A 13,671-nucleotide genomic window follows, 5' to 3' on the forward strand; every position below is an offset into this window, starting at 1 on the left:
AAATGGCTTACGCAACAACCAACCCACCGGCTTTACTTCAGGATCGCATCGGCGGCGGTGGTGCTGCCTGGTCTTACTCTTCATCGGACCTTATTGCAGCCGTTACGGCTGCCAACTACATCACCAACGGCAAAGCTCTTGGCATGAAAGTTGGCGATGCAGTAGTGGTTTATAACACCACATTACCGATGTCTTATTCCGCATTTGTTTCGGCTGTAACGGCATCCGGCGCAACGCTGAAGCTGGCTACTGCCACAGCATCGGCGTAATAACACTTCAGCCCTCATTGCGAGGGCTTTTCTTTCAGTGAGGTAAGAATGGCGCACCATATTATTCCTTCCCGGCTAAAACTTGCCGAGCATGCCCGCAATACGTTTCGCATTGTTGCCGAAGAAGGACAGAATATTGACCTGTTCAGACAACCAGCCGCCTGGGCGCATATCGCTTACCAGCTAAAAGCTGGCGACAAAATAGAAGTCTTCGCAGTCGATCGCACCTGGTACGCCGAAGGTGTTGTGACATCAGTGAAGCAACTCGCAGCAAAAGTTGAATTCTTCATTCATCAGCAATTCGGCGAGATTGAGCCCGAAACTAAAGAAGACGGAAAACCGTATTTTGTGAAGTTTCGCGGACAGGCTAAGTGGTCTGTAATCCGTAGGGAAGACGGAGAAGTGATGGAAGGAAATATCCAGACCAAAGAAGAAGCTTTATCCAGAATGGAATTGCTGATTAAAGAGGTGTGATGATGTCCGTTGACCCGAACATTCGACTGGCAATCTACAACGATGCCCTGATCCTGTCGGGTGAGCGGGTGTTGTTTTCACTGGAAGAAAACCGGGAACCCCGCCGCCTGCTCGATGTCGTCTGGGAGGGCGCGCTAAGGTTTTGCCTCGAACAGGGCCAGTGGAATTTTGCTGTAAGAGCTGAGCGCCTGGATTACTCCCCGTCAGTAGAACCGCCGTTTGGTTACATCAGGGCATTTGATAAGCCTGAAGACTGGATCAGGACGTGCTCTGTTGCTTCTGACCCTTATTTCAATAACACCATACTCGACTATACAGACGAGGCGGCATTCTGGTTCTGTAACTATGACGAGATCTACATCCGCTACGTTTCGGATAGTGAGTTCTATGGTAATAACGGTTCAGCCTGGCCGGAAACGTACCGCATGTTTATTGCGGCGCATCTGGCGAAACTCGTTTCACCTCGCCTGAAAAATGGCTCCGATGCTCAGACTATTGAGTATGAGTATAAAACCAGAAAACGCGATGCTCTCACCAAGGATGCCCTGCAGGATCCGACTAAGCGCGTTCCTGCCGGCGCATTTGTTACTTCCCGCAGGGGGCAGCGCAGCCGGTTTTCCCGATAGGACAAATCATGCCACGTAATAACGTTCCGCTTCTCGCTTTTAACCGTGGGATTATTTCGCCTCTGGCGCTGGCCCGCACCGACATTGAGCGGCTGGCGCTGTCGGCGGAGGTCCAGACTAACTGGATGCCTCGACTGCTTGGCTCCATGATGCTCCGGCCAGGACTGGGATATATCGGGCAGACCCTCGACAATAAGCGATCCCGGTTTATTCCGTTTGTGTTCGCGACTGATGATACGGCTCTCATTGAACTTACTGACGGCAAAATGCGTGTGTGGGTTGATGATGCCCTGATATCTCGCGATGCGGTGTCATCTGCAATTATCAATGGCGATTTCGTGTCTGATCTCTCCGGCTGGACGGATGCCGATGAGTCTGATTCCTCCTCTGAGTGGACTGATGCAGGCATGCAGTTAACCGGCAACAGTTCCACATCAGCAATTCGTTGGCAGCAGGTCAGTGTGTCCGCCTCCGATCAGGATGTGCAGCATGCTATTCGCGTCAGCGTCGCTCGCGGGCCGGTAACTATAATGATCGGCTCAAGCCAGGGTGAGGATGACTATATCGCTGAAACTACTCTGCTGGAGGGCGTCAGCTCATTGTCGTTCACTCCCGCCGGCGACTTTTACATTCAGTTTGAAAGTGCTGAGACGTTCCCGGTTATCGTTGGTTCTGTGGCAGTTGAAAGCGGTGGTGTTCTGGTTCTGGATACCCCGTGGAGAGATAGCGACCTGGATTTAGTCCAGGTAGCACAAAGCGCCGATGTGTTGTTTGTTGCGTGTAGTGGCATACAGCAGAGGCGTATTGAGCGGCGTGATAACGGTTCGTGGTCTGTCGTTAAGTATTATTCGAACGATGGCCCGTACAATGTGATGAACGTTTCTCCCACGACGCTCACGCCCGGCGCCAGAACGGGATTGATTAATCTTACGGCGTCCGCCAGCCTGTTTCGTTCCGGACATGTTGGCGCGCTATTCCGTTTAACCTCAAGCGGGCAAACTGTATCGTCGGCAATCAACGGTGAGTCTCAGTTTACCGGTTATGTGAAGGTGACCGGGATAGATGACTCGCGCAAGTTTACGGTCAGTATTGCTAACGTCGATCCCGCGACGCCGTGGTCCGGGACTGTGACGCTTCAACGTTCTGTAAGTGAGCCGGGTGCCTGGACTGATGTTAAGACGTGGACTGGTGAAACGTCAGAAACCTACGACGACGGGCTGGACAATAATACTATCTACTATCGGATCGGTGTCGCGGCGGGCGACTGGGAAACCAGTTCCGGCTCCGTGCAGGTCTCGCTTGAGTATTCTGGCGGCAGCCTGACGGGAACAGTGCGGATAACTGCTGTTAATTCCAGGACGTCGGCAACCGGGATTGTCCTTTCTGACCTGGGCGGAACATCTGCGACTGCTGACTGGTATGAAGGGGCCTTCTCTGAGAAAAACGGATTCCCCGGAGCAGTGGCCATCTTTGAGGGGCGGTTGTGGTGGGCTGGTGGTGACCGCATTTATGGCAGTTACTCGGATGCCTATGATTCTTTTGACGATGGTAACAACTCAGAAGATAAAGTTGCCGGTGATGCTAGCGCGATTAACGGCAGTATCGGTTCGGGTCCCGTCGATAAGGTCAACTGGCTGCTGCCGCTGCTCCGCTTAATTGCAGGCACTCAGGGCAGTGAGGCATCAATTCAGTCGTCCTCTTATGGTGAAGTGGTAACGCCTGATAACTTCCATATCAAGTATCCTTCCACGCGGGGAAGTACGCATGCCGGTGCTGTAGTCCTGGATAACCGCGGCATCTTCATCCACCGCAGCGGACGCCGGGTGTATGAACTCAACTACACCAGTGATTACTACGACTACGCCAGTACAGACCTTACCGACCTGTGGCCGGAATGCGGAAATTCCCCCATTGTCCGCATCGCGGCGCAACGCCTTCCTGATGATCGCATTCACTGTGTGCGGGAAAACGGCACTGTCGCCGTCCTGGTCCGAGACCCGGCAGAAGACCTCAAAGCGTGGGTTGTTGTGGAAACCGATGGCACCGTTGAGGATGTAGTCACATTGCCAGGCGATGAAGAGGACCGGGTTTATTACGTCGTTAACAGGAACGGTATTCGGTGCCTGGAGCGGTGGGCTAAAGAGTCCGAGTGTATTGGCGGGAGCCTGAATAAACAGGCTGATTCCTTCATCACCAGATCCGGAAGCGCCAGAGACACTCTTTCCGGGCTTAACCATATCGAGGGCAAAGCGGTAGTGGTATGGGCCGACGGCAAAGATATTGGTACGCGAACGGTAAGCAGTGGTGCTATATCGCTGGGGGCTTCATACAGCAATGTCATCGCGGGATTGGGTTATACCGCGAAGTACAAAAGCTCAAAGCTTGCATACGCTGCTGGGATGGGCACCGCACTGGCGCAGCGTAAACGCGTGGACCATCTTGCGTTAATCATGAGGAACACCCACTACCGCGGGATGACGTATGGGCCTGACTTCGACATTCAGGACGATTTGCCTGCCGAAGAGTTTGCTAATCCCACCGCAAGTAACACGGTGTGGGAATCGTATGACCGGGATTCCTTTGAGTTTGATGGCTCGTGGGATACCGATTCCCGGATTTGTCTTGTCGCCGCCGCCCCGCGGCCTGTTACCGTTCTGGCGGCAATAGTGAGTCTGACAACGCATGATAAGTAACATTCGATACGCAACAAGAGATGATATTTCAGGCTGGTACGAGAAAGTTCCTGGCACCATGCGGGCTATTGCACTGGAGGTTAACGGGGAAGTAGTGGCATTCGGCGGCGTAATGCGGCGGGATCACAGACTGGTTGCCTTCATGGAAATGAAGAGCGACGCGCCGAAATATCCAGTATCCATGGTCAGGGCTGCATGTAAGGCCATTAAAGAAATTATCTCAACCTATACCCAGCCGGTTTACGCGGTCGTTGATGAAGAATGGAAGAGCGCTCCCCGGTTTCTGGAATATTGCGGCTTTATCGATAGTGGAATATCGGAAAATATCAAGATCTTTGGAGGAATGAACCATGTCAAAGCAGGCGTCAGCCATATGGGCAGGGGCATGGGACTCGATAAAGTCTCCGATGAATGTACTGAAGGATTTAGGTAAAGGCGATTTTAGTGGGGCATGGAAGGACCTCAAGCATATCCCTGGCAATCAGGAGCGCGCGAACTCAAAAACACTTAATTCGTTTGGAATTCGTGGCTGGGTTGGCGATCACCCCGGCGAAACCGCTGCGGCGATAGCCGGAAGCATTTTAGGGGGCTCTGCATTGATGGGTGGTGGTGCTGCTGCAGGATCGGGCGCCGCAGGGGCCTCTGGCTCGACCGCTGCCCCAATAACCGCAGCAGTCGGCACACCAGTAACGCAGACGGGAACGGCGGGCGCTACAGGAACAGCTGGTACAGCTGCTGCATCAGGAACGGGGTCTGGAATCATGGGAACAATGCAAAACTGGGCGGGTTACGCCCAGATGGGCAGCTCTCTGCTCAACGCTTCATCATCGGTAAAATCAGGCAATCAGACTGCTAGCGTCTATAACCAGCAGGCAAAGCAGCTGAGACAGCAAGCGAATAACGTTGATGCCGCATATCAACAGCAGGCCCGTGAACAAACTACTCAAGCCCGCCAGGCAGAATCAACATCTCTGGCGAACGCTGCGGCCTCCGGTGCAAACGCCAATAGCGTGTCAGCTATTAATAACCGCGCTGATATCGCGCAGCAGGGTGAGCTGAATAACCTGATGACATTGTGGAATGGCACCCAGCAATCAAACCAAATGAGGAATCAGGCAAGCGTTCTTAAAGCCCAGGCGAAGTCTGCTAAATCGGCCGGTGGTCTTGGTGGGTTGACCTCCATCCTTCAGGGGGGAGCGTCTTTGTATAGCCTGTATAAATAACGAGTAAAAAATATGCCACGCTTACCTACCGCTCGCGATCTGGGCAATGTTGCCCTGCGTCCTTCTACTGGTGTCACTTCTGTCGATACAAACGCGCTTTCTGCTCCCGCTCGTGCCACGGAGCAGCTCGGGCAGGTAGTCGCCGGCGCGCTTACGCAGGAATACCAGGACCAGCAGCGTCTGGGCTTTGGCAAGGCCCAAACTGCCTGGCTGCAGGGCCAGGCAGAAGCATATGCCGCGCTTGAAAGAGATAACGACTACGCAACCATGCAGGACCGCTATGGCCAGCAGATGCAGAAGGTTACTGAAAGTTCAGCTTCAGGCATTACTAGCGGTCGCATGCGCCAGGAGTTCGATAACTGGGTAAACCAGCAGAACATCCGCGGCGGTGAACAAATCCGCTCTCTGGCATGGGCAAAGGAAAAAGACTCAAATATCGCCGGCCTTAATCAGTCGCTGGAGACCAGCCGGTCTACTTATCTGACATCGACCGACCCGGCAACCCGTCAGCAAATTCTTGATGCCACGAACAATATGATTCAGGGCGCCGCCAGTAAGGGGTATATAGACCAGACTCAGGCTCAGCAACTTGGGCAGCGCTGGATCACCGATGCTGCTACCGGTTCCCTGAAAATGATGCAGCCAGAGCAGCGTCTTTCCGCATTGCGTAATCCGCAGGGGATTACCACCTTCCTGCCGCCGGACCAGCGACAGGCGATGATTAAAGACGCGGCTCAGGAGGCCATAAGTACCCGCGTAGGACAATGGCAAGTTCAGGCCAGTACCGGAAATGCTGGAATGAATACCTTGGCCGTTCCTCATGACACTCTGATGCAGGCAGTTTACCAACAGGAAAGCGGAAACCGTCATCTTAATGCCGACGGTAGCATAGTGCAGGGGCCAGTAACTAAAAGTGGCGACCGTGCGCAAGGTGTCGGTCAGATAATGCCAGCAACGGGGCGTGACCCCGGTTTTGGTATTAAACCCCTTCAGAATGATAGCGAAGAGGAGAACCGCCGCGTTTCTGGGGAGCTAATGGACGCATTGACTAAGCGTTATAACGGCAATCAGGTGCTTGCACTGGCAGCCTATAATGCTGGATTTCGCAAGGTCGATAACTGGATAAAACAAATTGGCGATCCGCGCACTGGGCAGGTCAGCAACGAACAGTTTGCAGCCTCAATTCCTGTAAACGAAACCAGAAACTATGTTTACTCTATTTCCGCTAATGCTCAGCGAATGGGGAATGTTCGGTCCATTATCGACTCGCAGGATTTTAAAGACATGGACGGCCAGCAGCAGGCCCAGATGACATCTAAAATTCTACAGGTTCAGGATCAGATAGATTCTGCATATCGCGTCAATATTCAGCAGCGCATAACTGACGATGCTGCACGCGCGCAATCAGGACTCAATATTGAGAATCCTGTGACCGAAGCTGAGTTCATCCGTTCGATTCCTTCTTCTGCAACACCGGGAGAGCGTGCACAGTTTTATCAGCAATGGAACCGTTACAAAGATACGCTGGCGCTTCAGCCGGTAAATAACTTTGTGATGCAGAATTCTGCCGTCGATGGACTGGCCGCCGTTCAGGCGCTGAAACCTGCCGATAACGCAGCTGATTTACAGTTTAAAAAACAGCAATATGCGCAGGCCCAACAGAACTATCAACGCATCATGGATGCCCGTGAGGCAGATCCAGGTGGTTGGCTGGTTCAGAATGATGAGACGACCCAAAAAGCATTCGCGGCTTATACCGATAACCCTGATTTAATGGGCGACTATGTAAAAAATGTCATTATCCAAAAGAAACGGCTCGGAATTAAAAGTGATGCTGTGATACCTAAAGTTCAGGCCGATGCTTTATCTCAGGCTCTATTACAGTCAACACCAGATAACCAATCAAAACTGTTGGACGCCATTCATAAAGGTACTGGCGGTGGTGCACCTTACATGGCCACACTCAAACAAATAGCGGTAAATGCGCCCTCTGCGGCGGTTGCCGGCGTCCTGATGGATAAGCCTTCGTCGTTAATTGCTCAGGAGAACTGGATCAATCCTGATATCACGATTTCACCTTCGCAAGCGTCAAAAACCATTCTCGCGGGTTCTGCTGCACGAAAAGGGACTAAAGACGCAAAAGGGATGTCGATGCCCAAGGAAAACGATATGCGGCTTGAGTTCTCAAACTCCGTGCAGGATGCGTTTGCCGGTGACGCTCAGGGAGCCGCAATGGCATATGAGGTGGCAAAGGATTACTACGCGGGAATAATGGCCCAGAAGGGGGATTACTCCGGTGTTCTGGATAATGATGTCTGGAAGCAGGCCGTTAATGTGTCAACTGGCGGTGTTCATGACTATAACGGTATGGGGTATGTTCTGCTACCGTGGGGAATGTCGGCAGAACAGTTTGATAAACAAGTCGATCAGGCGTGGCAAACACAGGTCACAGGTGCAGGAGTCAAAGCTCCACCGGGACAATACGGCCTGCAAAGTTACGGTGACAGCCAGTATCTGGTTAAGCTCGGTGCAGGGTATCTGCTTAAATCTGATGGCTCTCCGGTAATACTGGATCTGACTCAGCAGCGTCAGCGCTTTATAGAGGGCATACCGCAATGAGTTATTTCGGGCTAAATCAGTCGAATCAAAACCAACTGTCAGAAACAGCGGCATCCAGTCCCATTGGCTTAAAAAGTGATGTCGGTTTTTTCGATAATGCTGTGGGTGCCGGTGTATCGGGTTTGTATTCTGGCCTTGTGGCCAAACCGGACCAGTTGCTTTGGGCGGGGATGGATAAAGTTGTTTCCCCTCTGTCCCGGTTTATTAATGAAAATACACCCGTACGGGATTCTTCTGAAGAATACATCGCCGAGCAGAGGAGGCTGGCAACACAGCAGGTTAAGCGTCTGACTCCCGATGCCGGTACAACCGGAACCGCGGGTCAGATTCTGTTTGGTCTTTTTGATATGGGTGGCCAGGCTGTAGCTGGCACCGCAATCGGGGGGCCGATGGGCGGTGCGGCGGCGGTTACGTCACTGCAGGGCTTTTCTGAGTTTGAACGTCTTAGGTCGGAAGGCGTGGATTTATCAACGGCGCAGGATGTCGCGTTGATTCACGGTATAACGACCGGCGCCGGTACACTGATCCCCATGAGTCTCGGTCTTCGTGCGGGCGGCGCGCTGGCGGAAGGTGTTGGCGCGCAGATATCCAGAACGGGCGAGAATGCGTTACTCAATGCCAGTGCAGCCGTAGCGCGTGCTGCGCCTGACGTAGCGTATGCTGCGGGTACTAACCTTGCGTTTGGTATGGCGCTACGCGGAATGACGGCAGAAACCCTGCGCAACGCCGGTTACGATGATATGGCCGGTCAGTACGATGTTTTTGACCGCCAGGCAATGGCGATTGATGCAGTGCTCGGCGTTGCGTTCGGCGGTCTTGGCCGCTTTGTTAACTTCCGCGGCGAGAATGTTCGTGCGCCGGAGTTTGCTCCGTCCGATGTCGATGCGGCGCTGGCGGCTAATGCAGCCCACCATGCAGAAATCGATATTGCTCCCGGAGTACCGGTCAACGTTCTGTCACGAGATGCACACGCCCAGGCATTACAGCAGGCAATGCGCAATGTCAGCGAAGGTAATCCCGTCGATGTGGCCAGCATTGTCGACCCGGCAGTATTCAGCGAGATACCCGGGCGCCGCAGCCTGATTGCGCAGTCTCTGGATGAGGTACTTTTTAATGCGGAGGAAGGAACCGCAGCCCGTGCGGCAGATACGCGCCGGCTTGAAGAGCAGGCAGCGCAGTTGCTACCTCGCGGCGAACGTCAGGTTTACCAGTCTGAAGTGGCTAACAGCCAGCGCCTTATTGATAACCTGACTGAGCAGCGCAATCAGATCCTATCCGAGGAACCCGCGGGGAATGGCAAAGTGCTGGCACGTGCGAGAGCCGAGAAGCAGGGACGTCTGCGAGACCTTGACCAGCGAATCACAGAGGCGCAGGGGCGTCTTGAGTTTTCGCGTAATATTCTGGCGCCCCATGAACCCGGCGGACAATTCTATGAGGCGCGCGCTGAACTTTCCCGCAGACAGCAGGCAGAAAGCGATCTGAATGCGCAGGCGCTCTCATATTACAAAACGGCCGAAGTGCGCAGCGCTGATGAAGCTGCGCCACCCGATACCGCTACTCATGTCCGTAATAGCGACCAACGGCGCACACAGAGCGAAAGCGAAACGGGCGACATTGATGCGAAAGCTGCTGAGGAATCGCTGACCACCGCCCCCGACATGATGATCACCACGCTGGATGACGAAGGTAACCCTCAGTCTCGCCCTGCTCGTGAATTGCTTGACGAGGCGAATCGTGAAAATGAACAGGCTATTCAGGATTCCGGCCTTTTTGATGTCGCAGTTGCATGTTTCTTGAGGGGATAATTTATGCGTCAGGAATGCATTCAGGCAGTACAAAAGGCAGCGCAGCGCACTCTGAGCGCTCGTGAAATTCAGAATATTGAAGACCGTATCTACAGAAACATGCGATCGCTCGCGCGTAACGACCCTGCGTCGTGGCGGATGCTATCCGAAGCCGAACGTCTGCGCAGGGCCGGGCAACTTGCCGCCGATGAGTTAAAGCAAGAGGCGGCGTTAAAGAAACGTCGCATTGCCTTAACTATCACTGCCCGCCAGCGCCTTGATTCATTTATTAACAATTACAAAGGGAAAGACGGAAAGCTGGAGGCACTGAATCGCACGATAGCTTTTCACGCTGATGGCAAAGCAAATTTCCTGTCTGTTGAATCTCGCGGGAAGGCTACGCGAGATTATGCGCTCAGTCAGCTGCAGGAAGCCTTTGAAGCTGTTGACCCTCGATTTTTTGGCCTGTTCGAAGATGAAAAAGGCGTTCGTGATCTGGTTTATGAAATTCGGGGCAAAAATACGGGGAATGCCAAAGCTAGGGCGGGGGCAAAAGCCTGGAAGGATGTTACTGAATTGCTCCGCCGCCGGTTTAACGATGCGGGTGGCGACATCGGGCATCTGGATGACTGGGGCATGCCTCAGCATCATTCAATGGAAAAAGTTGGCAAGGTTTCCAAGGATAAGTGGGTCAGCGACATCATTGGGAAACTTGACCGAAAATATTATACCAAAAGCGACGGACAGCTGATGTCAGATGCTGAACTAACGGCGTTTTTGGGTGAGGCATACGAGACTATCGCTACTGGTGGTTTAAATAAACTCAGCGATACAGGTTTACGTATTTCCGGAGCGAGAGCCAACCGGGGAAATGCTTCCCGGCAGATCCATTTCAAAGATGGTGAGGCGTACCTTGAATACCAGCGTCAGTATGGCGACCGTTCGTTGTGGGAAATTATGGTGCATCATCTGGAAAGCATCAGCAAAGATATTGCGCTGGTGGAAACTTACGGGCCGAACCCGGATCACGTATTCCGTTCTATTCTCGACGAAGTAAGGGCGGAAACAGCTGTCGCGAACCCGCGACGCGCCGGCCGGGTTAAGCGCCTGGCTAACAGCACCGAAAATCTTTACAACTTCATTTCGGGCAAGACGCAACCGATAGCGAATCCGCATATCGCCAGATGGTCCGACAATATCCGTAACTGGCTGGTGGCCAGCCGTCTTGGCTCCGCCCTGCTGGCTTCCTTCTCTGATCTCGGCACGATGTATCTGTCGGCAAAGGTCACTAATCTGCCAATGAGTCAGCTACTCCGTAACCAGCTGGAGGCGATGGACCCGACGAATCGTACAGAGCTAGCGCGTGCACGTCGAGCGGGGCTAGCAATGGAGTCACTTCTTGGCAGTGTCAATCGTTGGGCGATGGATAACATGGGGCCGTCGAAGGCTCGCTGGGCTGCGACTGCTGTTATGCGAGCCAGTGGTTTGACAGCTTGGTCAGATGCCCATAAACGGGCATATGGCGTTACGATGATGGGAAGCCTAGGTGATGTCATTAGTCGAACGCCAGACCTCCGCAGCTTGGACGATAATGATTTTCGAATTTTAAAAAGCAAGGGCGTGACAGAGCAAGACTTTGCCGTCTGGAAACTGGCCGATCAGGAGGATTGGGGCAAGGGGAATAATACAATGCTTACGCCTGAGAGCATTATGCGCATTCCAGATGCAGCCGTTTCTCACATTGGCCCACCCGAGCGAGTCAAGTTTGAGGCTATGCGGCGTTTGCTTGGCGCTGTTGCCGAAGAAGTTGATATGGCGGTGATTACCCCCGGGGCTCGTGAACAGATGGTCACTGGTGGTGGGCTTCAGCGTGGGACGTGGAAAGGTGAATTGACCCGAAGTGTATTTTTGTTCAAATCCTTTCCAATATCTGTAGTTATGCGTCATTGGTCCAGAGCTATGGGAATGCCTTCAGCCGGTGGGCGTGCAGCTTATGTATCAGCATTTATTGCCAGCACCACGTTACTTGGTGCGCTTTCTCAGCAATTAAACGACATGGCGTCTGGCCGAAATCCACGTGAAATGATCGGAAAGGATGCAGGAAAATTCTGGCTGGGGGCGTTGCTTAAAGGTGGAGGACTCGGATTATATGGAGATTTCCTTCTCTCTGATCACACCCGCTATGGTGGTGGCGCGCTTGCATCAATGCTAGGGCCGGTTGCGGGGCTAGTTGATGATGTAGTTAAACTGGCCCAAGGTATCCCACTAAATGCCGTAGAAGGGAAACCAGAGCAGACAGGAGGGGAACTGGTTAAACTGGGTAAAGGCCTTATTCCGGGGGCAAATCTGTGGTATGCAAAAGCGGCTCTTGATCATATGATTTTTAATCAGTTGCAGGAGTATTTTTCCCCTGGCTATCTTCATAAAATGGAACAGCGTTCCCGCAAAGAGTTTAACCAAACATACTGGTGGCGCCCACAGGACACAGTACCGAGGTAACTAATGTCAGATATAGATTATATTTCATACATTATTTTTGGCCTTGTTGTATGGGCGTTCCTGAGCTTTATGGGGAAGCACGACAGAGCAAGGCGTAAGTTTGAGTTCTCAGTTAAATGGCTGTTTACATTTTTATGGCCGCTGACAATTTTTCTTTCTTCTTTCGTCTACTATCAGCAAAACAGCACTATGGCGGCTGGTATTTTGTTCATTGTAGGCTGTGTTCTCTGCATCCCTGCTTATGTAGTTGCCAGTGAGAATCCACACCAAGCGTGGAAGAGAATAACTTCGTTTTTTAAACAGAGATAACATAGCCCATTTAGGTGGGTTCATCTTCTTTTGCACTCAGAATGCATCTCATTAAATAGGCCGCTTTCGCGGCCTTAATTATTACTGACCACCAGGCCGGGAATCAGCAGAACGACCACCACAACGCGAACCATCAGAGGCGCGATCATCCGGACTCTGGCAATTGCCAGCGTAGGCTTGTGTTACCGATCCCAGAGAAAGCAGAACAAACAGCACTGCAAAAGCTTTTTTCATGTTTAATACCTTGTGTGTAGTGTGGCTATCAGCTGATAGCCATGAAAAGTTAGTTCAAGATTCATAAACAAACAAGCCCGCGAATGCGGGTTTTTTTATCTCTAAAATCCAGCCCGTGCAAGCACCGGGCTTTCGTTGCACATACCGCAGGCCTTGCCCTGCGGGGATTATTCACGTCCGGAGAAAAGTAAATGCCCGCGACTCCTCAAGACCGTCTTTATGGACTGACCACGAGTGTTGCTGTAAAGCCACCGGTCTATATTTCAGCTGATTATGATATCACCCGTTTTGGCGAGCAGACCATTACGTCCAAAACGCCAACGGATGAGCGGACGATCACTACCACAGAAGGGATGCGTGTTCTGCTTTTAGGGCAGGATAACCCCGTCGAAAACGGTATCTGGGTTGCGCGCCGTTCGTTCTGGGTCAGGGCGACTGATTTTAACGGCCCCCGGGATGCGGTTAACGGTACGTTGGTTTTTTCGATTAATGGCGACTGCTGGCAGGTAGAGGCTGATGATCCCGTCGTCATCGGTAAGTCGGTTATTCACTTCCGGCCAACTTACCCGTTTGAAGCAAATCTGGACATATTCCAGCGTACGTTACGAGTCCCTGAAGCCTCGGTAAATGTTTTGCCTTCAGCAGAGGAGCGGGCATGGAAGGGGTTGGGCTTTGATGGTGCCGGGCAGCCAAAACTGCAGGATCCTGCGGGAACTGGCTTATGGGGGTATGTTCCGGCAATTGGCTCGTTTGAAAAAGGTTCGCTACTCACTCAACGCTTTGAGGTTCTTCTGTGGGAATCCACGGATGAATACTGGCGCTGGGATGGGGCAATGCCGAAGATCGTTTTACCAGGTAGCACACCGGATACGGCTGGCGGACGGGGTAAAGGAAAGTGGCTGGATGTCACCGATGCGACTCTTCGCTCAAACCTGGGTTCA

11 protein-coding genes and 1 pseudogene are annotated in these 13,671 nt (G+C 52.6%); 11 read left to right on the top strand and 1 reads right to left on the bottom strand.

Annotated features, from left to right (window positions below; translation table 11 throughout):
• Positions 1-2 precede the first annotated feature (2 nt).
• The 10 genes from F8562_RS08360 (at position 3) to F8562_RS08405 (ending at position 12,496) form a co-directional block, all read left to right on the top strand.
• Positions 3-269, top strand: coding sequence for a hypothetical protein (locus tag F8562_RS08360; protein ID WP_014837917.1), 267 nt, complete (start codon positions 3-5; stop codon positions 267-269).
• Between the two features lie 48 nt (positions 270-317).
• Positions 318-743 carry a hypothetical protein gene (locus tag F8562_RS08365; protein ID WP_014837918.1) on the top strand — a complete coding sequence of 142 codons (426 nt, stop codon included), beginning with the start codon at positions 318-320 and terminating at the stop codon, positions 741-743.
• Positions 743-1,369: a hypothetical protein gene (locus F8562_RS08370; RefSeq protein ID WP_042934047.1), complete on the top strand. Its 627-nt coding sequence runs from the start codon at positions 743-745 to the stop codon at positions 1,367-1,369. The genes F8562_RS08365 and F8562_RS08370 overlap by 1 nt, the downstream gene beginning before the upstream one ends.
• Before the next feature lie 8 nt (positions 1,370-1,377).
• Positions 1,378-4,062: a hypothetical protein gene (locus F8562_RS08375; RefSeq protein WP_014837920.1), complete on the top strand. Its 2,685-nt coding sequence runs from the start codon at positions 1,378-1,380 to the stop codon at positions 4,060-4,062.
• Positions 4,052-4,495: a hypothetical protein gene (locus F8562_RS08380; protein WP_049824817.1), complete on the top strand. Its 444-nt coding sequence runs from the start codon at positions 4,052-4,054 to the stop codon at positions 4,493-4,495. Before F8562_RS08375 ends, F8562_RS08380 begins: the two co-directional genes overlap by 11 nt.
• Complete coding sequence (locus tag F8562_RS08385) at positions 4,470-5,285, top strand: hypothetical protein (RefSeq protein WP_049824818.1); 816 nt, start codon at positions 4,470-4,472, stop codon at positions 5,283-5,285. The genes F8562_RS08380 and F8562_RS08385 overlap by 26 nt, the downstream gene beginning before the upstream one ends.
• A gap of 267 nt (positions 5,286-5,552) precedes the next feature.
• Complete coding sequence (locus tag F8562_RS08390; RefSeq protein ID WP_014837923.1) at positions 5,553-7,904, top strand: transglycosylase SLT domain-containing protein; 2,352 nt, start codon at positions 5,553-5,555, stop codon at positions 7,902-7,904.
• Entirely contained in the window at positions 7,901-9,709 is a 1,809-nt protein-coding gene (locus F8562_RS08395; RefSeq protein WP_014837924.1) for a hypothetical protein, read from the top strand. The genes F8562_RS08390 and F8562_RS08395 overlap by 4 nt, the downstream gene beginning before the upstream one ends.
• Positions 9,710-9,712: 3 nt before the next feature.
• The gene (locus tag F8562_RS08400; protein ID WP_014837925.1) at positions 9,713-12,187 is read left to right on the top strand and encodes a hypothetical protein; all 2,475 of its coding nucleotides are present in this window, start codon (positions 9,713-9,715) and stop codon (positions 12,185-12,187) included.
• A 3-nt stretch (positions 12,188-12,190) separates the two neighbouring features.
• Positions 12,191-12,496, top strand: a complete 306-nt coding sequence (locus F8562_RS08405; protein ID WP_042928472.1) for a hypothetical protein — start codon at positions 12,191-12,193, stop codon at positions 12,494-12,496.
• An 81-nt stretch (positions 12,497-12,577) separates the two neighbouring features.
• Here F8562_RS08405 and F8562_RS08410 read toward each other — a convergent pair whose 3' ends face one another.
• Positions 12,578-12,730 carry a hypothetical protein gene (locus F8562_RS08410; protein ID WP_009654380.1) on the bottom strand — a complete coding sequence of 51 codons (153 nt, stop codon included), beginning with the start codon at positions 12,728-12,730 and terminating at the stop codon, positions 12,578-12,580.
• 191 nt (positions 12,731-12,921) lie between these two features.
• On the opposite strand from F8562_RS08410, the pseudogene F8562_RS29435 reads away from it, so the two are divergent.
• Positions 12,922-13,671, top strand: a pseudogene (locus F8562_RS29435) (hypothetical protein); the annotation flags it as partial.

Origin of the sequence: Klebsiella sp. RCJ4, assembly GCF_009025755.1 — a bacterium.
GTDB lineage: Bacteria > Pseudomonadota > Gammaproteobacteria > Enterobacterales > Enterobacteriaceae > Klebsiella > Klebsiella michiganensis.